General features: G+C 60.7%; 18 protein-coding genes and 1 pseudogene. 12 read left to right on the top strand and 7 right to left on the bottom strand.

Annotated features, from left to right (window positions below; genetic code table 11):
* The 3 genes from SYN63AY4M2_RS01390 to SYN63AY4M2_RS01380 all read left to right on the top strand — a co-directional run.
* The coding region (locus SYN63AY4M2_RS01390; protein WP_099887144.1) for a HEPN domain-containing protein at positions 1-276 on the top strand (276 nt) is incomplete at its 5' end.
* Positions 257-3,070: a DEAD/DEAH box helicase family protein gene (locus SYN63AY4M2_RS01385; RefSeq protein ID WP_011430151.1), complete on the top strand. Its 2,814-nt coding sequence runs from the start codon at positions 257-259 to the stop codon at positions 3,068-3,070. The genes SYN63AY4M2_RS01390 and SYN63AY4M2_RS01385, both read left to right, overlap by 20 nt.
* Before the next feature lie 349 nt (positions 3,071-3,419).
* Complete coding sequence (locus tag SYN63AY4M2_RS01380; protein WP_099887143.1) at positions 3,420-4,052, top strand: 4Fe-4S single cluster domain-containing protein; 633 nt, start codon at positions 3,420-3,422, stop codon at positions 4,050-4,052.
* Between the two features lie 19 nt (positions 4,053-4,071).
* Here SYN63AY4M2_RS01380 and SYN63AY4M2_RS01375 read toward each other — a convergent pair whose 3' ends face one another.
* Positions 4,072-4,347 (bottom strand): hypothetical protein, encoded by a 276-nt coding sequence (locus SYN63AY4M2_RS01375; protein ID WP_228375478.1) that lies wholly within the window; start codon positions 4,345-4,347, stop codon positions 4,072-4,074.
* 248 nt (positions 4,348-4,595) lie between these two features.
* Between SYN63AY4M2_RS01375 and SYN63AY4M2_RS01370 the strand changes: the two genes are divergently transcribed.
* Together SYN63AY4M2_RS01370 and SYN63AY4M2_RS01365 are read left to right on the top strand one after the other, a co-directional pair.
* On the top strand, positions 4,596-5,399 hold the full coding sequence (locus tag SYN63AY4M2_RS01370; RefSeq protein WP_011430154.1) for a prohibitin family protein: 804 nt from the start codon (positions 4,596-4,598) through the stop codon (positions 5,397-5,399).
* A gap of 40 nt (positions 5,400-5,439) precedes the next feature.
* Positions 5,440-6,378 (top strand): prohibitin family protein, encoded by a 939-nt coding sequence (locus tag SYN63AY4M2_RS01365; protein WP_099887142.1) that lies wholly within the window; start codon positions 5,440-5,442, stop codon positions 6,376-6,378.
* Here SYN63AY4M2_RS01365 and SYN63AY4M2_RS01360 read toward each other — a convergent pair whose 3' ends face one another.
* The gene (locus SYN63AY4M2_RS01360) at positions 6,379-7,083 is read right to left on the bottom strand and encodes a ComF family protein (RefSeq protein ID WP_011430156.1); all 705 of its coding nucleotides are present in this window, start codon (positions 7,081-7,083) and stop codon (positions 6,379-6,381) included.
* A 197-nt stretch (positions 7,084-7,280) separates the two neighbouring features.
* Between SYN63AY4M2_RS01360 and rpsL the strand changes: the two genes are divergently transcribed.
* The 6 genes from rpsL (at position 7,281) to dapB (ending at position 13,075) form a co-directional block, all read left to right on the top strand.
* The gene (gene rpsL / locus SYN63AY4M2_RS01355) at positions 7,281-7,688 is read left to right on the top strand and encodes a 30S ribosomal protein S12 (RefSeq protein ID WP_011430157.1); all 408 of its coding nucleotides are present in this window, start codon (positions 7,281-7,283) and stop codon (positions 7,686-7,688) included.
* A gap of 43 nt (positions 7,689-7,731) precedes the next feature.
* The gene (rpsG, locus tag SYN63AY4M2_RS01350; protein WP_011430158.1) at positions 7,732-8,202 is read left to right on the top strand and encodes a 30S ribosomal protein S7; all 471 of its coding nucleotides are present in this window, start codon (positions 7,732-7,734) and stop codon (positions 8,200-8,202) included.
* A 156-nt stretch (positions 8,203-8,358) separates the two neighbouring features.
* Positions 8,359-10,488 carry an elongation factor G gene (gene fusA / locus SYN63AY4M2_RS01345; protein ID WP_099884506.1) on the top strand — a complete coding sequence of 710 codons (2,130 nt, stop codon included), beginning with the start codon at positions 8,359-8,361 and terminating at the stop codon, positions 10,486-10,488.
* 18 nt (positions 10,489-10,506) lie between these two features.
* Entirely contained in the window at positions 10,507-11,736 is a 1,230-nt protein-coding gene (gene tuf, locus SYN63AY4M2_RS01340) for an elongation factor Tu (protein ID WP_099884019.1), read from the top strand.
* 93 nt (positions 11,737-11,829) lie between these two features.
* Positions 11,830-12,147 (top strand): 30S ribosomal protein S10, encoded by a 318-nt coding sequence (rpsJ, locus tag SYN63AY4M2_RS01335; RefSeq protein ID WP_011430161.1) that lies wholly within the window; start codon positions 11,830-11,832, stop codon positions 12,145-12,147.
* A gap of 91 nt (positions 12,148-12,238) precedes the next feature.
* On the top strand, positions 12,239-13,075 hold the full coding sequence (gene dapB, locus SYN63AY4M2_RS01330) for a 4-hydroxy-tetrahydrodipicolinate reductase (protein ID WP_041439013.1): 837 nt from the start codon (positions 12,239-12,241) through the stop codon (positions 13,073-13,075).
* Here the strand turns inward: dapB and SYN63AY4M2_RS01325 are convergent.
* The 5 genes from SYN63AY4M2_RS01325 to tatC all read right to left on the bottom strand — a co-directional run bounded on the left by SYN63AY4M2_RS01325 (position 13,072) and on the right by tatC (position 19,309).
* Positions 13,072-13,983: a methylenetetrahydrofolate reductase gene (locus tag SYN63AY4M2_RS01325; RefSeq protein WP_011430163.1), complete on the bottom strand. Its 912-nt coding sequence runs from the start codon at positions 13,981-13,983 to the stop codon at positions 13,072-13,074. The two genes, dapB and SYN63AY4M2_RS01325, sit on opposite strands and share 4 nt — an antisense overlap.
* Positions 13,984-14,068: 85 nt before the next feature.
* Positions 14,069-15,589: a hypothetical protein gene (locus tag SYN63AY4M2_RS01320; protein WP_011430164.1), complete on the bottom strand. Its 1,521-nt coding sequence runs from the start codon at positions 15,587-15,589 to the stop codon at positions 14,069-14,071.
* Between the two features lie 168 nt (positions 15,590-15,757).
* Entirely contained in the window at positions 15,758-16,642 is an 885-nt protein-coding gene (locus SYN63AY4M2_RS01315) for a DUF2993 domain-containing protein (RefSeq protein WP_228375480.1), read from the bottom strand.
* Between the two features lie 119 nt (positions 16,643-16,761).
* Positions 16,762-17,973 (bottom strand): FAD-dependent oxidoreductase, encoded by a 1,212-nt coding sequence (locus SYN63AY4M2_RS01310; RefSeq protein ID WP_228375481.1) that lies wholly within the window; start codon positions 17,971-17,973, stop codon positions 16,762-16,764.
* Positions 17,974-18,622: 649 nt separating this feature from the next.
* Positions 18,623-19,309, bottom strand: coding sequence for a twin-arginine translocase subunit TatC (gene tatC / locus SYN63AY4M2_RS01305; RefSeq protein WP_228375510.1), 687 nt, complete (start codon positions 19,307-19,309; stop codon positions 18,623-18,625).
* Between the two features lie 472 nt (positions 19,310-19,781).
* Here tatC and SYN63AY4M2_RS01300 point away from each other — a divergent pair.
* A pseudogene (locus tag SYN63AY4M2_RS01300) lies at positions 19,782-20,334 on the top strand (IS630-like element ISSoc4 family transposase); the annotation flags it as partial.

The following is a 20,334-nucleotide window of genomic DNA, read 5'->3' as shown; positions in this document are numbered from 1 at the left end:
GTCTTGTTCCTGCAACAGATCGAGTTCGAGCGCACACACGATCTGGTCAAGCTGGCGCGCCTGTTAGCGAATCGCGGCGTGACGCTGCCAGTCACGGAAAGCCAACTGCGCCGGCTGAACCCTTTTGCCGTCGCCTTCCGCTACGACGATTTGGAAATCACGCTCGCCTCTGACGATGATCTGACGAGCGTGGTTGCCCGGATGTGCCACTGGGCGAAGGAACAGATCAGCGCAGCAACAGAATGCGAGGAAAGCGATGGCCCGGACTACCATTGACCGCTTGATCATCAACTCTCCCTACGAGGAGCCGAAGAAGCACTGGCGCTACGATCGCGAGACGCGTACGTTCGAACTGGTTGAAGGGCAGCGGCCAGCGGGTTACGTGGTAGCGACTCCCGGTTCCAAATCTTTCGACGATCCGGGCATCTTCGTTGAAATCCCGCTTGTCAACCAGATCCGCCTGCGCGTCAAAGCCTGGCGCGAGGCAGGCTATCCCGGGATCACCAGCATCACCAGGCGGCTCTTGGCGCACTGGCATGACCCGGAGGAGTTCGACAGACGTCGCTTTTTCTTCTGTCAATTGGAAGCCGTCGAGACGCTCATTTGGCTGACCGAGGCGCCTGCTGCCGAGCGGGTGGGCATTGAGATCCCGGGAGACGGCGGGGACTTTGATCGGCGGTGCTGCAAGATGGCCACCGGCACGGGCAAGACCATCGTCATGGCGATGGTGATTGCCTGGCACATCCTTAACAAAGTGGCCAACCCCCAAGATGCCCGCTTTTCGAAGAACGTGCTGGTCGTTGCCCCCGGTCTGACGGTCAAGAAACGGCTGGCGGTGCTGGAGCCCGCGGGCGCCGGTAACTATTACGAAGCGTTCGACATTGTGCCGTCCACGCTGCTCGACAAGCTGCGGCAGGGGCGGGTGCTGGTCCGCAACTGGCATGCCCTGGCCTGGGAGAGCGAAGAGCAGATCAAAAAGCGGAAGAGCGTGGACAAACGCGGCGCGAAGAGCGATGAAGCCTATACGCGCGAGGTGCTGGGCGAGATGGCCAACGCGCACAACCTGCTGGTCATCAACGACGAGGCGCACCACGCCTGGCGCGTCAACTGGGAAGCCGAAGGCAAGTACCTGCGCCAGCGTGATTTAAAAGACAGCGCCCAAGAAGCGACGGTGTGGGTTGGAGGCCTGGATCGGCTGCACCGTTCGCGCGGCATTCTCACCTGTTACGACTTCTCCGCCACCCCCTTCGCGCCCTCGGGAAAGAAGAGCAGTGAAGAGGCGCTCTTTGGCTGGATCGTCAGCGACTTCGGGCTGAACGACGCCATCGAATCGGGGCTGGTCAAGACCCCGCGCGTTGTAGTGCGTGACGACGCTGTGCCCAATGCCAAAACCTACAAGTCCCGTCTATACCACATCTACAACGACCCGGAGGTGAAAGACGACCTCAACCGACGCGCCAATCCCGAAGAGCTGCTGCCGGATCTGGTGCTGAACGCCTACTACCTGCTGGGCTACGACTGGCGGGAGACGTGGAAGGCCTGGAAAGCAGCCGACCTGCCCACGCCGCCTGTGATGATCACTGTCTGTAACCGCACTGAGACGGCAGCGCGGGTCAAGCACGCCTTCGAATCACGGCGCATTCCCATTGACGAGCTGTGTAACTCGGAGGGAATCTTGCACATCGACTCGAAGGTGCTAGAAGAGGCTGAGGCAAAGGAAGAGTTCACTGCAGTGGTGGAAGCTTCAGACGAGGCCGATGATGGAGAAGAGGAGGACGTACCGGTCGAATGCCGGCTGACCAAAGCAGAGCAGGCGGAACGTTTGCGAAAGATCGTAGATACGGTGGGCCAGGTGGGGCAGCCCGGCGAGAAAATCCAGAACGTCATTTCCGTTGGGATGCTCAGTGAGGGCTGGGATGCCAAGACGGTGACGCACATTATGGGGCTGCGGGCCTTCACTTCCCAACTTCTGTGCGAGCAGGTCGTGGGCCGGGGCCTGCGCCGCACATCCTACGAGATCAACCCACAAACAGGGCTGCTTGAGCCCGAATACGTCAATATCTTCGGCGTGCCTTTTACTTTCTTGCCGCACGAGGATAGCGGAGATGGCCCGCCGCCCCCGCCAACGCCCAAGACCGCCGTAGAACCGGACCCGGCCAAAGCGGAGTTTGAGATCCGCTGGCCGAATGTGGTGCGCATCGAGCGCTTACTTCAGCCAACGTTGACTCTCGATTGGTCAAAGGTGCAGCCATTGGAACTAGACGCGGCTCAGACGCCGCAAGTGGCAGAACTGGCACCAATTCTCGAAGGCAAGCCCGACGTAAACCAGATCAGCCGTATCGAACTGGAGAAGTTGGCGCGAGAGTTTCGCACGCAGCGCATCATCTTCGAAACTGCCCGCAATGTGTTCGATCAGGTAAGGCAAAGCTGGAGAGGCAGTCGCGAAATCTTGCTGGCGCAGTTGGTGCGGATTGTCGAGCAGTTCATTCGCTCTGACCGGATTTTGATCTCCCCACCTCTTTTTTATCAGGACGAACTGCGCCGTCGGCTGATCATCACCCTCAACCTGTCACGAGTTGTGCAACATGTCTGCGAGGCGGTGCGGCAGGAGAACACTGAGAAACTTGTGCCAGTCTTCGATCGCGACCACCCGATCCGCTCGACGGGCCAAATGCGCACCTGGTACACCAGCAAACCTTGTGAACGCACGCGCAAGTCGCACATCAACGTCTGCGTCTACGACAGCACGTGGGAGGCGTCGGATGCTTTCGTATTGGACAATAGCAGTGCCGTGAGCGCCTGGGCGAAGAACGACCATCTGGGCTTCGAAGTCCTGTACCTGTATCGCGGCGTGGTGCGGAAGTATCGGCCAGATTTTCTTGTGCGCCTGGCCAACGGCGACATGCTCATTCTGGAAACAAAGGGACAGGACACCGAACTAGACCGGGTGAAGCGGCGCTATCTGGACGAGTGGGTGCAAGCCGTCAATGCCCATGGCGCGTTCGGTCGCTGGCGGTGGAAGGTGGCACGTTACCCGGGCGAGATACGAGACACTTTGCTGCAAAGCTAGGAGCAGCAGGGCTCATGGTGGAGTACCGGATCCCGAAAAGTCTGCCCGGGGCTCCTGGCTTCATCTGAAGGCGGGGGATACCCCACCGTCTATACCGTGGGGAGGGATAGCGCCTAGCGCGATGATCAGCTAGAATCTTTCTTTTCCACCAGCAGCCTACCTGACTAACGAAATGGTTGCTTCGTCGATCCCTAACTCCCCTCTCCCAGAGGGAGAGGGGTTGGGGGCGTCAGCGGCGCGGAGCGCTTTGGAGACATCTCCATTAATTTGACTATAAGATTACAGCTTTCGCGTTCGGCTTCTCACTAGGCTAAGAGTAGTCTCAAAGCCGTTTTGCAGCAGGTGACCCATGTCCAAGGCAAAGATAGCGCTGGACTTTCAGGCGCGGATCCCGAGAGGCTATCTTAACCTGATGGGCTATGTAGACGAGTCGGAAGTCAATGGGCCGGGCCGGCGCGCTGTGGTCTGGGTGCAGGGCTGCCTGCGAGAGTGCCCGGGCTGCTTCAACCCTACTTCTTGGCCGTTTGAGATCAACCAACTGGTGAAGATCACCGACCTGGCCGAGCAAATCCTCAGCAACCCCAGAAACGAGGGGGTGACCTTCTCGGGAGGGGAGCCCTTCTGGCAGGCTCCTGCCCTGGCCAGCTTGGCGCGGCTCCTGAAAGCGAAAGGGCTGACGGTGATGGCCTTCAGTGGATTCACGCTGGAAGAGTTGCGATCCCCCCAGGCTCCTCCCGGCGCCCAGGAGCTGCTGCAAGAGCTGGATATTTTGGTGGACGGGCCCTACCTGCAATCCCAGGCCATTCGCTCCCCCCACTCGCTGGTCTCTTCCCGCAACCAGCGGGTACATGTCTTTAACCCTGCCCTGGAAAACCAACTTAATTGGGCCAGCGACCAGGTGGAAATCCATATCCTCAAAGATGGAACCCGCATCGTTACCGGCTACGGCAGCCAGTTTCTCCTCGACGAGGCAGGCTCTTGAACTGCAGTGATCCTTTATCCTACACCTGCAGCGGTTCCCTGAGACAAGCGGGCAGTTGCCAGCACATCTCCAGCCAGTTTTTTAGCTCTTCCGGTTGGCCCATGAGGCTCATTTCCACCAGCAGAATGGCGGCTCGGTCGGCGGCTCCTTTGGATCCCAGACGAATTAGGGCAGACAGGCTTTCTTCCCGCCAGCAGACGGATACCCCCTGCCGGATCAAGGCCCGGGCGGCAACGGGGATGCACGAGAGTGGCACTTGGATGTCTCGCCGCTCGTAGTCGACAGTAGGTAGCATGAACGGCAACCCAAATCTTTATTATGTCTTAATCTTCTTCCCTTTTCGCTTGTCTGTCACGGGTCTTTGCAAAGTATGAAGTAATCTTTTGTAAACTTTGTAGAGTTCTCGACATCGTTGAGAACAGTGGGCGAGCAAGCGCGGGATCTCTCGCGGGATCCCTGGAGAAAACTTAAAAGATAGCGGCGATTTCTCGGCCTCATTTCCCCACAGCCGCGAGAATGGCTGCATGCGCAGGAGATGGGGAGATGCGAGCAGAAGGTTGGGAGAGGCGAGTTGGTCGCTGGTTGCCCAAGGCCACCCTTGCCGGAGCCGTATTGATCCTAGTGGCGATGGGCAGGCCGCTGCGACTGGTGGGCAATGGAGAAAATATGGTGGTGTTCACCTGGGGAGGGGGGGTGAGCCCGATGGCTTTGCAGCCTGGTCTCCATTGGGTGCCGCCCTTTGTCTCTCGCACAGTCATCTTTGATGTGAAAACCCAAGCTCTGACCTGGAAAGACAACGACCCGACCGCCTACGCACCGCGGCTGGTGGCCCTTTCTCAGGATGGGCAGCAGATTGCGGCTGAGGCGACGCTGCAGTTTCGCATTGTGGACGCCCCCAAGGTCTATACGCAACTGGGGGAAAATTACCTGGATCGCATCGCCCCCATCGTCCGGTCGGTCATTCTGAATGAGACCAGCGGCTTTTCCGCCCAGGCTCTGTATTCCACGGAGCGCCCGCTGCTGCAAGGACAAATTCGGGAACGGGTGGCTCTTCTGCTGAAGGAATACGGCATCGAGGTTTTGGATTTTCTGCTGCGGGATGTGGATTTCGATCCTGATTTCGTAGCGGCCATTGAGGCAAAAACCATTGCCGAAAATCAACTGGCGCAAAAGCAATTTGAGATCGAGCAGGCCCGGCAAGATGCCCGCGCCATCATTTCTCAAGCGGAGGCAGAAGCCGGTCAATTGAGAGCCAAAGCACAGGCCCTCACCCAAAATCCGCAGTACCTAGAGGTGGTCAAAGCCGCGGTACTGGGATCCCGCCTGGAAACTCTGGTTACCAAATAGCAACCAGCACTTTTTCATCCTCTTTCCACGAGGAGCCGCCATGTATCCAACAGGAGAAGCACCCCAAAGCAGAGTGGGTTGGTTAACCGTAGGAGGGATCGCCCTCTTGGCGGCCCTGGGAGTGCTCCGCGCTTGCCTGTACGTCACTTTGCCCGGACATGCCACTGTAGTGTTCAATACCTTTTCCGGGCTGCAAAAGGGGCGGGTAGAATTGCCGGGGGTCATCTTCCGGATTCCAGGGATCGAAACGCCGATCACCTACACCGTGCTCACCCGCGTTTGGGAGTTTACCAACAACCCCGCCTCGGCCAATGCCATCAGCAACGCCATCACCGTGAACACCGCCGATGGACAAGCCTTTGCCATCGATGTGGCCATTGCCCTCCGGCCCAACCTCGCCACTTTGGACGAGCTGCACGCCAGCATCGGCGAGAACTATCTTTCGACAGTGGTGGTGCCGGTGGTGCGCTCCAAGATCCGCGATATCTCCGCCTCTTTCGATTCCGAGGATTTCTACCGCAAAAGCCAGCGCACGGCCATCGAACAACGGGCCCTGGACTTGATCCGCCAAGAGATGCCCACCGTCAACCGCGATGGTCAAGCCCTGCCCTTGATCCAGGTAGAAGGCCTCTTCCTGGGCAACCCCGATTTCCCACAAGCCTTAAGAGACTCGATTGAACGCAAACAGGTGGCCTCGATTACAGCACAAACGGCGGCAGTGCGGGCGCAAATTCAGGAAAAAGAGACCGAGCGGCTGCTGATCTTGGCGGCGGCCAACCAGCGGGCCATTGAGCTGAAAGGACAAGCGGCAGCGCAGAACGCGCAACTGGCGGATCTGCTGTTCTACGAGAAGCTGCAAGAGCGCATCCAAAACCCGACGGACTCGCTGCCCCCTCTGCGCATCATCCGCGTCGAGGGGGATGCCACCGTGTTCCTCAACGTGGATCCCCGGCAGGCAGCCCTGCAACAGGCCCGATAGTCAAGCCTGGCCACGCCGTCGGAGCTGCCAGGGCAGGGTGGAACGGTCGGCAGCTTGCTGCGCCTGGGCCACGACGATCACCCCAGCCACCGGGATCCCGGCAGCGACCAAGACCTGCTGCGCCGCTTGGACGGTGGAGCCGGTGGTGTAGATGTCATCCACCAGTAGCACCGGCGTGGCGGGAGCGCGCTTGAGAGCAAAGGCGCCTGCCAAGTTCTGCTGGCGTTGCAGGGGGTTGAGCTCATGTTGGGCCGCTGTGGCCCGCACCCGCACCAGAGCGTCAGGTAAATGTCTTAGACCCGTCCGCTCGCAAAAAGCTTGGCTGATCAAAGCCGCCTGGTTGTAGCCCCGCTGCCGCAGCCGCTCCGCATGCAGAGGGATGGGCACCACCGTATAGTCGTGGCGAGACAGCAGGTCATGGCTTCCCTGGGATCCCGAACGCTTCTGTCGGCTCTCCAGCCAGCGGGATCCCAGCCATTCCCCCAAAACCGCGCCAATGCGCCGCTGTCCTTCATATTTCAGGCAATAGATGGCCCGGCGCAGCGCTCCCCGGTGGATCCCCCAAGCATAAAGCGGCCAAGGCGAAGTGGTGACCGGCCAAGAGTCGAGCCGCTCCGCCTGCAGCCGCCTTTGACAGTCTGGACAAAACACAGCCTTAGCCGGGCGCTGGCAGAGCGGACAAGGGAGCAAAATCCACCAATCCATCCAGCCCATCGCCTTTCGCGAGTTCCTTCTGGTGTGCAGAAGCTCCTCTAGGCTAGCTGAGGGGAACAAGGATGCTGAAATTCTCACTCAGCCAAGCCACCAGCCCAGAAGCTGATCCCTTAAGTTGACGCCGGGATCCCGCCTTGCTAGGATTTACTACTGCCGGATAATTGAGTAGCGATCTTCTCAGCCAACCCATGCCCACCATTCAGCAACTCATTCGCGAAGAGCGCAAGGCTGCTGTTCGCAAGACCAAGGCCCCTGCCCTGAAAGGATGTCCTCAGCGGCGGGGAGTTTGCACCCGAGTGTACACGACAACGCCCAAGAAGCCCAACTCAGCTTTGCGGAAGGTGGCGCGGGTTCGCCTCACCTCTGGCTTTGAAGTTACTGCTTACATCCCCGGCATTGGCCACAACCTACAAGAGCACTCGGTGGTCATGATTCGCGGCGGAAGGGTCAAGGACTTGCCCGGCGTGCGCTATCACATTATTCGGGGCACGCTCGACGCCGCAGGAGTGAAAGACCGCAAGCAAGGCCGCTCCAAATACGGGGCAAAACGGCCTAAGCCCGGCCAAGCCCCAGCCGCCGCTGGCAAGAAGAAATAGTTTCCCTCTGGACGTCATCCTGCCTTCAAGTTCTACAGCTCCTATGTCTCGCCGCAACCGTGCTCCTCGCCGTGACGTGCCTCCAGATCCCAAGTACGGGAGCCGTTTGGTTACCATGCTGATCCACAAGTTGATGATGAGGGGCAAGGCTTCTCTTGCCGCCAGGATCCTCTACGACGCTCTAGAGATTGTGCGAGAGCGCACCGGCCAGGATCCGCTGCCCGTACTGGAAAATGCCGTTCGCAACGCCACCCCCTTGGTGGAGGTGAAAGCGCGGCGGGTGGGCGGCGCCACCTATCAGGTGCCTGTGGAGGTCAGAGCGGAGCGAGGAACCTCATTGGCGCTGCGCTGGCTAGTCACCTTTTCCCGCACCCGTCCAGGCCGCACTATGTCTGCCAAGTTAGCCAATGAGATTATAGATGCGGCCAACGAAACCGGCAACGCCATCCGCCGGCGAGAGGAAGTCCATCGCATGGCCGAAGCCAACAAAGCCTTTGCCCACTACCGCTACTGAACCCCGCTGGCCGAGCAAAGGAGGATGTTGTTGGGATCCCTTCCCATTTGCCGAGAGCTGGGCTGGATCTGGAGGAGAAGGGGCAAAAAAGACTAGAATTGTAAAGGTTTTTTTAGTTTGCCCGAGTCGCAGGGCGACGAGGATTGGGAGGTTAACGTGGCACGCACAGTTCCCCTGGAACGAGTTCGAAATATTGGTATCGCGGCCCACATCGATGCTGGCAAGACCACGACCACAGAACGGATCCTCTTCTATTCCGGTCTGGTGCATAAGCTTGGCGAGGTTCACGAGGGAACCACGGTAACCGACTGGATGGCTCAGGAACGGGAGCGGGGCATCACCATCACGGCCGCGGCCATCACTACCCGTTGGACCAAGCGGGATCCGAAAAACCCCTCCCAACCTCTCGCCGGCGCGCCGGAATACACCATCAACATCATCGACACGCCAGGGCACGTGGACTTCACCATCGAGGTGGAGCGCTCGATGCGGGTGCTGGACGGGGTGATCGCCGTCTTCGACTCGGTAGGGGGCGTGCAGCCGCAGTCGGAAACCGTCTGGCGGCAGGCCAATCGTTACAATGTGCCCCGCATTGCCTTTGTCAACAAAATGGATCGCATGGGGGCCAATTTCCTCAAGGTTTATAACCAGATCCGGGAGCGCCTCAAAGCCAACGCCGTGCCGATCCAACTGCCCATCGGGGCGGAAGACGAGTTCCGCGGCATCGTCGATCTGGTGCGCTTGCAGGCCAATATCTACATGGATGAGATCGGCAAGGACATTCGCCCTGCCCCCATCCCGGAGGAGATGAAGGATCTGGTGGCGGAATACCGGGCCAAGCTGGTGGAAGCAGTGGCCGAGACCGACGAGGCCCTGATGGAGAAGTACTTTGCCGAGGAGGATCTGAGCGAAGCCGACCTAATGGCTGGTCTGCGCAAAGGCACCATCAGCGGCCAAATTGTGCCCATGCTGTGCGGCTCTGCCTTCAAGAACAAGGGTGTGCAGATGCTGCTGGACGCGGTGGTGGACTACCTTCCCTCTCCCATCGATATTCCCGCCATCAAGGGGGTATTGCCGGATGGGTCGGAGGTGTCGCGCAAAGCCAGCGACGATGAGCCCTTCTCCGCCCTGGCCTTCAAGCTGATGAGCGACAAGTACGGAGACCTCACCTTTATCCGCGTTTACTCTGGGGTGCTAACCAAGGGCACCTATGTGCTCAACTCCACCAAGAACAAAAAGGAGCGCATCTCCCGCCTAGTGGTGCTCAAGGCGGACGAGCGTCTGGATGTAGATGAGCTGCGGGCAGGCGATCTGGGGGCTGTGTTGGGCCTGAAAGATACCACCACTGGGGACACCCTCTGCGACGAAAACGCGCCGGTGATCCTGGAGTCCCTATATATCCCCGAGCCGGTAATCTCGGTGGCTGTCGAGCCCAAGACCAAAGCCGATATCGACAAACTCTCCAAAGCGCTGCAGGCCCTGGCCAAGGAGGATCCCACCTTCCGCGTCTCGGTGGATCCGGAGACCAACCAAACCATCATCTCCGGCATGGGCGAGCTCCACCTGGAGATTCTGGTGGATCGCATGCTGCGGGAGTTCAACGTAGAAGCCAACGTGGGCAACCCCCAAGTGGCCTACCGCGAAACCATCCGCAAGCCAGTTAGCCGCGTGGAAGGGAAGTTCATCCGCCAGACTGGCGGCCGCGGCCAGTACGGCCATGTGGTCATCGACCTGGAGCCGGCAGAGCCGGGCACGGGGTTCGAGTTTGTCTCCAAAATTGTGGGTGGTGTCATCCCCAAAGAGTACATTCCGCCTGCCGAGCAAGGGATCCGCGAAGCCTGCGAGTCCGGCGTCTTGGCTGGCTATCCTTTGATCGATATTCGCGTCACGCTGGTGGACGGCTCCTACCACGAGGTGGACTCCAGCGAAATGGCCTTCAAGATCGCCGGCTCGATGGCGTTGAAGGAGGCTGCTCGCAGAGCCAACCCCGTCCTGCTGGAGCCGATGATGAAGGTGGAGGTGGAAGTTCCCGAAGCCTTCGTCGGGGATGTTATCGGAGACATCAACGCCCGTCGCGGCCAGATGGAGGGGATGAGTACAGAGGGCGGCATCTCCAAGGTCAATGCCAAGGTTCCCTTGGCGGAGATGTTTGGATATGCCACCGACATCCGCTCCAAAACCCAAGGGCGGGGCATCTTTACGATGGAGTTCAGCCACTACGAGGAAGTTCCTCGCAATATCGCGGAAGCCATCATTGCCAAAAGCAAAGGAAACGTAGCTAACTGAAAAAGGAAGTGAGGATTCATGGCACGCCCTAAGTTCGAACGCACCAAACCCCACGTCAACGTTGGCACCATTGGCCACGTCGACCACGGCAAGACGACGTTGACCGCCGCCATTACTATGACCCTGGCTGCTCTGGGTCAGGCCACAGCCAAGCGCTATGACGAGATCGACGCGGCGCCAGAGGAGAGAGCCCGCGGTATCACTATCAACACTGCCCACGTGGAGTACCAGACGGAGAAGCGTCACTACGCCCACGTGGACTGCCCCGGCCACGCCGACTACGTGAAAAACATGATCACGGGCGCGGCCCAGATGGATGGGGCCATCCTGGTGGTCTCGGCGGCCGATGGGCCGATGCCGCAGACGCGGGAGCACATCCTGTTGGCCCGTCAGGTGGGGGTACCCAGCTTGGTGGTCTTCCTCAACAAGGTGGACATGGTGGACGACGAGGAGCTGCTGGAGCTGGTGGAGCTGGAGATACGGGAGCTCCTCTCCAAGTACGACTTCCCCGGCGACGAAATCCCCATCATCAGAGGATCCGCTCTCAAGGCTCTGGAAAGGATGCAGGCCAACCCCAAAACCCAGCGGGGTGAGGATCCCTGGGTGGACAAGATCTACGAGCTGATGGATGCGGTAGACTCCTACATTCCAACGCCGGAGCGGGATGTGGACAAGCCCTTCCTGATGGCAGTGGAAGATGTCTTCTCGATCACCGGTCGCGGCACGGTGGCGACGGGCCGGATCGAGCGGGGCCGCATCAAAGTTGGCGAAACCGTGGAGCTGGTGGGATTGCGAGAAACCCGTTCCACCACCGTTACCGGTCTAGAGATGTTCCAGAAGACGCTGGACGAGGGGATTGCCGGCGACAACGTGGGTGTGTTGTTGCGGGGTATTCAGAAGAACGAGGTGGAGCGGGGCATGGTGCTGGCCAAGCCCAAGACCATCACTCCTCACACCCAGTTCGAGTCGGAGGTTTACGTCCTCAAGAAGGAAGAGGGCGGACGTCACACCCCCTTCTTTGCCGGCTATCGTCCTCAGTTCTACGTGCGTACCACCGACGTCACCGGCACCATCACTTCCTTCACGGCTGACGACGGCTCTAAGCCGGAGATGGTGATGCCCGGCGACCGCGTCAGGATGACGGTAGAGCTGATCCAGCCCATCGCCATCGAGCAAGGGATGCGCTTTGCCATTCGTGAGGGCGGTCGTACCGTAGGGGCCGGTGTGGTCTCTAAGATCCTGAAGTAAGCGGCTTTCTCTTGGCAGGGATTGGGCGCTGGTCACTCCAGGCAAGCTCGATCCCTGCCATTTTTTTGAGTACACCCTACCTTCTCTCCGACTATGGCTACCTTGACCCAACAGAAAATTCGTATCCGCCTAAAGGCCTACGACCATCGGCTACTGGATACTTCCTGCGACAAAATCGTGGACACGGCCCGCCGCACGGAGGCTGTGCCAGTTGGCCCGATCCCTTTGCCGACGCGGCGTCGCCTCTACTGTGTGCTGCGTTCCCCCCACACGGACAAGGATTCGCGGGAACATTTTGAAGTTCGCACCCACCGCCGCATTATCGACATCTACTCCCCCTCTTCCAAAACCATCGATGCTTTGATGAAGCTGGATCTGCCGGCAGGGGTGGACATCGAGGTGAAATTGTGAGGCTCCGCTCGGGGATCCGGCGCTAGGTTAGGCAAGGGGGCAGGTGGTGACCACAGCAGTCGAGCAAAAAAGACGAGAAGAGGGCGCCGCCATTGGGGAGGGGACGGCGGCTTCTGAGCCCATCCCGGTCTTGGTGGTGGGAGCCCTGGGCAAGATGGGGCGGGAGGTGGTGCGGGCGGTGGCCCAAACCCCCGACATGAAGTTGGTGGGGGCGGTGGCCCGTTCCCAGTTGGGCTCGGACATTGGCGAGGTGTTGGGCCTGGGATCCCTGGGAGTCGAGATTACCGACGACCTGGCGGGCCAGTTGCTGCGGCTGTCGCAGCGGAGCGCCCGAGGCGTCATGGTGGATTTCACCCATCCGCGCTCTGTGTATGAAAACGTCCGCTCGGCCATTGCGTTTGGGGTGCGGCCGGTGGTGGGGACGACGGGCCTGACGCCGGAGCAGGTGGAGCGGCTGAGGGATCTGGCGGATAAGTCCGGTGTGGGCTGTCTAATTGCGCCCAACTTTGCCATCGGCATGATCCTGCTGCAGCAGATGGCGCTGCAGGCGGCCCAATATTTCGATCACGTGGAGATTGTCGAGCTGCACCACAACCGCAAGGTCGATGCCCCCAGCGGCACGGCTCTGCAGACGGCGCAGCGGCTGGGACAACTGGGCAAAGCTTTTAACCCGCCTGAGGTGGAAGAAAAGGAGCTGATCCCCGGCTCGCGGGGAGGGATCCCCGGCCCCAACATCCCCATCCACAGCGTTCGCCTGCCGGGGCTTATTGCCCACCAGGAGGTGATCTTCGGCGGCATGGGGCAGACGTTGACCTTGAGACACGACATCACGGATCGGATGGCCTTCATGCCGGGAGTGATCCTGGGCATTCGCAAGGTGCTGCAGCTCAAGGGGCTGGTCTACGGCTTGGAGCAGGTGTTGAGCTAGCTGCTCAGGGGCGGGATCCCGGCCTCGTCCAGGATGTGCGGGATGAGGTGTTCGGCCTTGACGGCCATCAGGTGCACGCCGTGACAGATCTGGCGGGCCTGGCGCACCTGTTCGGCAGCAATGCGGATCCCTTCTTCGAGGGGATCGGGGGCATCGGCCAGCCGCTGGATAATGGCGTCCGGGATCTGCACCCCCGGCAAGTTGCGGTTGATGAAGAGGGCGTTTTTGGCGGATTTGAGCAGGAAGATGCCCGCCAGGATGGGCTTGCCGGCGGGGCGGCCCAGCTTGTCCATGAAGCGCTCCAGTTGCTCGAAGTCGGTCACCATCTGGCTTTGGAAAAACTGGGCTCCGTTCTCCAGCTTGCGGTGGAAGCGCCGCTCCAGGCCGGAAAAGCTGGGGGATTGCGGCTCTACGGCTGCCCCCGGGAACAGACAGGTGCCGCCGTCGGGGAGGGGCTTGCCGTTGCAGTCGAGGCCGTTGTTGAGGCGTTGGATAAGCTGCAGCAGACGCACCGATTCCAGGTCAAAGACTGGGCGGGCATCGGGGCAATCCCCCACCTGGATGGGATCCCCGGTGAGGGCCAGCACGTTGCGCAGGCCGAGCGCTGAGGCCCCCAACAGATCCCCCTGCAGAGCCAGGCGGTTGCGATCCCGGCAGGCCAGCTGCAGGATGGGTTCAACGCCCGCCTGCTGCAACAGCAGCGAGGCGGCCAGGGGGCTCATGCGGGCCATGGCGCGGTTGGAGTCCGTGATGTTGACGGCATGCACCCGGCCCTTGAGCTGCTGGGCCAGAGAGAGCAGGGTGCTGGTGTCGGATCCCTTGGGGGGGGTGATCTCAGCCGTGAGCAAAAATTCCCCCCGCTGGATGGCTTGGGCAAAGCGCGACGGTGGTGGGCAGGTCAGGGCCACAATTCTGGGAAGACCGAAAGAAAAAGCAGTGGGTTGGCCTATTATCCGCTGTTTTGGGAGGGTTTTTCCAGCCAAAGCGCTTTTCTCAGGGCTTGGGCGAAGGGGAAGGGCTGGGCGGAGGCTGCACCCGCATTTCTCCCAGCCAGAGGGGGGGATCCCCCTGGTGCAGACGCTGCTGCCAGTTTGTCGCCGCCGCGGGCGGGATCCCCTGCGGGCCCAGGGCCCAGCTCCAGCCAATCACCTGGAGCCACCGCCCGGCTTGCAAGCCTTCCAAAAAGGGCTGGGCAGCTTCTGCGTCGGGAGACGGCCCGCTGAGGATCAGGGGCAACTGGGGGTTAAAGGCCACAAGGCGACGGTACAACGCTTCAAAGGTCTCGGGATCCCCCTTCACCTCCAGGCTCAGCCAGTCCACCCCTGGCAAGGCGGCCCAGGCAGACGCTGCCTCGTTATCCGCTCCCTCCAGCTCTAAAACCCAGAGCAAATTGGCCTCAGAGCGCAGGGTTTGTATCAGGTGACGGTAGGCCCGTCGTTGCAGCTCTGTATCCCCGTCCCCGACAGCTACGGCCAGGATAATCGGGGTGGCAAAGCGCTGGATGCCCCGAGCCCAAGAGCGCAAGGTCTCATCCTGTTCGCCCGCAGCCAGGGAAGAGAGGTGGGCCGGCTGCAGCCGCAGGCGTAGGTAGGGAACGGAGCCGCTCTCCCGCAGGCGATTGGCCAGGGGCTGGGGAAAGTCCTGGCGCGGATCCCAGAGGTGCTCCACCGCTGCCCAGGCGGGGGGCTGGCCAATGGCCTGGCGATAGGCCAGAAGCTGCTCCCAAGTTGGCATGCCCGACCAAGTGACCCCATGATACAGCCGGCTCGTGGGGGGAGGCAGCGGCCTGCCCCGCTGAAAAGGGGCAGAATCGGGCGGGATGGGGGAGGTGAGGACAACCTGCAGCCGTAGAGACGGCGAGGGGTCAGGGGCGTCGGCCTCCGGGAGGGAGAAGGGGAAACTCCACGTGCGCTCCTCGAACCGACCCTGAGTCATCTGGCGGGCATAGAAGTCCTGGGGGGGCGGCAGCGGCTCCAGGGCCTTGTCCCCCCAGAAGGCCTGCTGTACCACCAGGCGCACCCCCTCGCCAGGGTGAACTAGGGGCGTGGTGGTATCCAGGTGAAAGCTGCCGCTGAGGCGGGTAAACGTCTTGTGGGGCTCAACTCGGAAAGAGAGTGTGAGCTGGTCAGGCCGATAGGTGCCCAAGGCGCGGGAGGAGGGGGTGGGGAGCAGGGATCCCAGCTGCTCTGCCAAGCTCTCGCAGTCGGTGCAGGGAAGGAGAGCCTGCGGATGGAGAGAGATGGGAGCCTTGCGGGCAGATTGCAACTGCTCAGACGTGATCACAAAGCTGGCCCAAAGGTGCTTCAGAAGGGGATGCCGGCCGGGCGGAATATCGGAGAAAGTTCGCCCGGGGGGCGTGGCTGTGCGTGTGCCGGCAGCCGTCCCATCCAGGGGCACCGTGGAGAAGGCGTCGCTGGAACATCCCCCCAGCAACACCAGCGACAGGATTAGCGGCAGAGTCCCCAAGAGCAGGGGCCTAACACTGGGTTGTAGCGGCGGCGATCCCCAAACCATGAACTCACCTCAATACACCACCCCTCCGCGACCGCTTGGCAACGGCTAGAGGGATTCTCGCCCAGCAGCCCAACCTTGGGTTTGATCCCGATCACAACTTGGCCACCGCAGATCCCGCTGGCACCGCCCAAAGGCAAGCTCAAGTGGTCGAGCCCTGGCGACAACCCGCTACCCCTGCGGCACTGCCGCCGCCTCCGGGTAGATGACCAACATGCCCTCGTAGAGGATTTGGCCAGGCTGCAACTCCAGGCGATCGATGCGCACGCCTGGATCCAACTGGATGGGAAAATCCGCCAGGCCGGGGATGGGGATCTCCTGCCCTTCGCTCACCCACAGGGGATTGACCAGCCGCAACTGGTTGGGACCCTGAGCCTGTAGCCCAGTTAGCACCGTAACCGGCACCTCCACCCCCTCGGGAGTAACCAATTGGGCCTGGATGCGCAGCCGATTTTGCTGCAAGGTGACCTGGGGCTGGCGGATCAAGAAGGGCACCGCTTGACCTCCAAAGGGCAGTTGCACCTGCGCCTGGGCCAGTTGGGACTGGATGAGGGGAGCCTGAAGGCTGCGGTTGAGATCGTCTTCGGTGAGGCGCAAGCTCACCTGCACCGGCACGGGGGCCAACAGCCGCAGGGGACTACGTCCCTGGATGGCTTCCCCTACATTGAGGCGAATATCCTGGCCCTGCAGCCGCAGGTGGCTGACCTGGAATCCCTGATAGATGAGGTTGTCTCCCGACACCTGGGCCTGGGGGATCTGGCCGTTCAAAATCTGGGCGTCGGAACCGGCGATCTGCACCCGCAAGTTGTCCACCTGCTGCACCTCAGAGCGAATCCAGGCGGCCACTAGAGGATTGAGCAAGGAGCTGGCGATCTGGGCAAAAGCGGGCCAGGGCAAAAACATGGTGGGCAGGCTCAGCAGCAGAGCAAGCCCCAGCCGCTGCCCCCCTGGGGAGAGCCGTCGGCGGCGGCAGGCTGTCGGTGGGATCTGGGAAACAGAGGGACCCTCTAGAATGACCGAGTCCTGATCAGGCCGATAACAAGCTGTGGGCAGCACTGGGTACCTCAGCAAGGAACGACGGGCAATGGCGAGAGGCCAAGGCAAGGCCGAACTAGGACTAGATTACGACAGGACTTCTGCAGCGAATAGGGGGCTCTCCCGCACACCTGAAGGAACTATCCGTCTGTCAACTGCCACCAAAGATACCCCAGCCGCAGGTAGTGAAGCCGCAGCCAGGGGAAAGGGAAAAGGCGCGGTGGCTGGCGGAAGAGGGCGCTAATTTGGGGTCGGATGCCGGCGATCTCCTGGGCCAGGATTTTGCCTGCCCACACCCCTGTGGCCACGCCGCTGCCGTGGTAGGCCAGGCCGTACCAGAGGCTGGGATCCGTCGGCGAAGGGCCGATGTGGGGGTGAAGCTGGCGGGAGAGGCAAACCAAGCCGTTCCAGGCGTACTCGATCTCCACCCCCTCCCAGGCGGGAAAGAGGCGGTAGAGCTGCCGCGCCATCCAGGCCCGCAGGCGCTGGCGTTCCCTTGGGGCATCGCAGGTGCCGTCCCGCCCCCCAAACAGCAAGCGCCCATCCGGCAGGAGACGGTAGTAGAACAGCAGCCGTCGCGTGTCGTAGATCGGCGTCGGATCCCACCAGCCCTGAGCCCTTCGCTCTGCCGGCGTCAGAGGCCGGGTGACCAGAATGTTGGAAAGCACCGGCAACAGGGATCCGGCCAATTGGGGGTAGAGGTTGGCCGGCGTGTAGCCATTGGTGGCGATGACCAGGTGCCGTGCCCGCACCGTTCCCCCGGGCGTATGGCAAAGGTGGCGGGAGCCAACCTTTTCCCAGGCAACGACCCGGCTGGCGCTGTGCAATTGCGCTCCCCATTTCTGGGCGGCCTGGGCCAGCCCTTGGGCAAGCTTGAGGGGGTTGAGGCCAAACCCCACCCCGATGTGGAGGGCGCCGTGGTTCTCGCGGCTGTCGAAGCCCCGTTCCCGCAGCTCTTTGGGGCTGAGGAGCTGAACTGGGTAGCCGGCCACCTGGGCGTAGATCTGGTATTCGGCCTCCAACTCCCGCCAAGCGCTGGGGCGGTGGGCTACTGCGTACCAACCTTCTCCCTGGGCATCCAGGGAAAAGCCCTCGGCAGCGGCCAGCTCTTGCACGGTCTCCACCGCCTGCCGCTGATCCCGGTAGTAGCGCTCCGTCTCCGCCAGGCCTACCCGCCGCACCATTTGGGCATGGGTGAGGTAGCTCGCCCCCACTCCGCAGAAGCCGCCGTTGCGCCCAGAGGCGCCCCAGCCCAGGGATCCCGCCTCCAGCAGGCAAGCCGAGATGCCGTGATCGCGGGCCAGGTGCAGGGCCGTCGATAGCCCCGTCAATCCTCCTCCTATGATGGCCACCTCGGCCTCAACCTGCCCTTGCAGAGGCGCCGGATGTCGCCAACTGGAATCTGGTATTGTGCTGTCCCAGTAGCTGCCGACTGGGTAAGCAGGATCGTAGGTTTTGGGAGGATAAGGATTTGTCTTCGGGAGAAAAGTCCAAGCAACCATAGAACTTTAGAAGACTGGTTGGTCAAAAGCCAATTTCTCTTTGCCCATCGGCCAAACCTCCCTTTGAGAAGAGCTCAGCAGCGCAGCGAGCCGCCGTTTGCCCTCGCTGGCCCAGAGGCTACAGCAGGCACCAAAACCGCCTCTTCTGACAACCGCACCAACCCCCCCAGGGCTTGCGAACAGGCCTCTCGTCCCTGGTGGGCTGGCGAGCGGTACGCTGGCAGAGTGAGGCGGGCCAATCCGCCGTTGAAATACCCTGCCCGGGAAAATTGGCCGGGATCCCTTCCAGTTCAAGGCGGGCCGGGCCCGCTCTCCCCCCGCTGGCGGTGGAGCCGTCTCTTGCCGATGGGGGTGGATGCCGGAACCCCGGCGCTAGCCAGGGCTGCAGTCCCGACTGTTGCCGCTGAGCAACTTGGTGAGAAGGTAGAGTTTATCCATTGGCGTTTCTCTTTCCCGGGCCGGAGACCCCGCTGGCAGAATCAAGGTCTGCGGCCTTGGGTCATTTGCCAAGCAGCTTCACCAGGAGAATGCCAAACAAGTACAGGAACGTTACCGCGCCAGCCAGGAGGCTCTGGGTGAGGGGATCCGTGGAAGGGGTGAGAATGGCCCCCGCCACCACCGAACCTAGGACAACATAGCGCCAACCCTTGAACATCTGCTCAGCAGTTACCAGGCCCAAAGCTCCCAGCAGCGCCTGCAAAATCGGCACCTGAAAGGCCAAGCCAGTGCTGAACATCAGCAGCAGCACAAACTCAAAGTAGCGGTCGATGGACCAGGCCTGATCCACCACCCCTTCCCCATAGCGAATGAAGAAGTTGAGCGCCGCCGGAATGAGGAGGTAGTAGGCAAAGACCAAGCCAGCCACAAACAAAAGGCTGGATCCGAGCACCACCGGCCCCAACAGCTTGCGCTCCTTGACGCTCAGCCCTGGCAAGACGAAGCGGGCAATTTGGTAGAGCACAAAGGGCGTGGCCAAGAGCAGCCCCGAATATGCCGCCACTTTCATAGAGACGAAAAAATACTCGCCCGGCGCCAGTTGCAAGAAGGTCACCCCCTGAGCGGGCACCTCCAGCAGGGCGACGATGCGGTTCACCACCAGAAAACAGGCGACGATACACAGGGCCACCGCAATGACACTGGCCAAGAGGCGGCTACGCAACTCCTCCAGATGCTCCATCAAGCTCATCTCGACCTCGTAGGGAAACTCCGGATCTGGCACCCGAGAAGGCTCAGGTGTTGCCGGAGCTTGCTGCGAGGACTCGGTCTCAGAGGCAAGGGGCATGGGCCGACAGGTAACGAAACCTTTCCCGCTATCTTAGCCCTGCCCCACCCTTAAGGAAAAGCGCCCGCCCAATACATGGCCCCCTTCCAAGCTGTTCCCGGAAGGAACTGCCAGGTTGTGGACGGGAGCTGCCCTTGCTCAAAGTCTCTGCTTCACCAGACTGTTGACGTTCTCCCCCGAACCCCCAAACCCCCCGTATACGGGGGGACAGAGGGGAGCTAGGATCCCCGCCCCAAAGGGCTGGGGAGTATGTCAATACTTCATCTCGCCCGGCTAGGCTGAGGCGGGAGCAGCTCTAAAATTCTGAAGGACACAAAAGATACAGCCTTTTAATTTAAAATAGGGTACAGGTATTCAAGAGGAAGGAGAGAAAGGAATGCCGACTCATTCTTTGGATTTGCGGCAAAGAGTTGTAGCAGCCTATCAGGCAGGTAACACCTCCATCCGCCAGGTAGCTAAACGCTTCATGGTTACCAAAAGAACAGTACACCGCTGGGTGCGTCAGTACCAACAAACTCAAGATTTAGCCCCTAAGAAAGCAGGCACCAAGCGAGTGGGCATTTTGGAACAACATCGGCAGGAAGTGATGGCAATTATTACAGAACACCCAGACTTCTACCTGTGGCAGTATCAAGAACTGTTGCGCGAGCGCTTAGGAATCAATGTAAGCATCGTCACGATACATAATTTCTTGAAAAAGCAAGGAATGACTCTAAAAAAAAGACCTACCGCAGTGCAAAAGTCAAAGAAGAGGAGGTGCAAAGGGAACGACTAGCTTATAGTCAAGAAGTCAGGAATATTCCAGCGGAGGATTTGATTGCCATCGACCAGACGGCAGTCTGGGAGGGAATGGAGTGGAGAGTATCTCGGAGTTTACGTGGTCAAAGGGCTTATCATTATCGTCAGAGATACAAGGGTGAAAAGTATAC

Source organism: Synechococcus sp. 63AY4M2, assembly GCF_002760475.1.
Classification (GTDB): Bacteria; Cyanobacteriota; Cyanobacteriia; order Thermostichales; family Thermostichaceae; genus Thermostichus.
The sequence above is the reverse complement of the archived record's forward strand: the minus strand, read 5'-3'. Positions and strand labels throughout refer to the sequence as shown.

Coding starts and splice junctions, on each gene's coding strand:
- SYN63AY4M2_RS01385 (WP_011430151.1), top strand. CDS start 257: ATGGCCCGGACTACCATTGACCGCTTGATCATCAACTCTCCCTACGAG.
- SYN63AY4M2_RS01380 (WP_099887143.1), top strand. CDS start 3,420: ATGTCCAAGGCAAAGATAGCGCTGGACTTTCAGGCGCGGATCCCGAGA.
- SYN63AY4M2_RS01375 (WP_228375478.1), bottom strand. CDS start 4,347: ATGCTACCTACTGTCGACTACGAGCGGCGAGACATCCAAGTGCCACTC.
- SYN63AY4M2_RS01370 (WP_011430154.1), top strand. CDS start 4,596: ATGCGAGCAGAAGGTTGGGAGAGGCGAGTTGGTCGCTGGTTGCCCAAG.
- SYN63AY4M2_RS01365 (WP_099887142.1), top strand. CDS start 5,440: ATGTATCCAACAGGAGAAGCACCCCAAAGCAGAGTGGGTTGGTTAACC.
- SYN63AY4M2_RS01360 (WP_011430156.1), bottom strand. CDS start 7,083: ATGGATTGGTGGATTTTGCTCCCTTGTCCGCTCTGCCAGCGCCCGGCT.
- rpsL (WP_011430157.1), top strand. CDS start 7,281: ATGCCCACCATTCAGCAACTCATTCGCGAAGAGCGCAAGGCTGCTGTT.
- rpsG (WP_011430158.1), top strand. CDS start 7,732: ATGTCTCGCCGCAACCGTGCTCCTCGCCGTGACGTGCCTCCAGATCCC.
- tuf (WP_099884019.1), top strand. CDS start 10,507: ATGGCACGCCCTAAGTTCGAACGCACCAAACCCCACGTCAACGTTGGC.
- rpsJ (WP_011430161.1), top strand. CDS start 11,830: ATGGCTACCTTGACCCAACAGAAAATTCGTATCCGCCTAAAGGCCTAC.
- SYN63AY4M2_RS01320 (WP_011430164.1), bottom strand. CDS start 15,589: ATGGTTTGGGGATCGCCGCCGCTACAACCCAGTGTTAGGCCCCTGCTC.
- tatC (WP_228375510.1), bottom strand. CDS start 19,309: ATGAGCTTGATGGAGCATCTGGAGGAGTTGCGTAGCCGCCTCTTGGCC.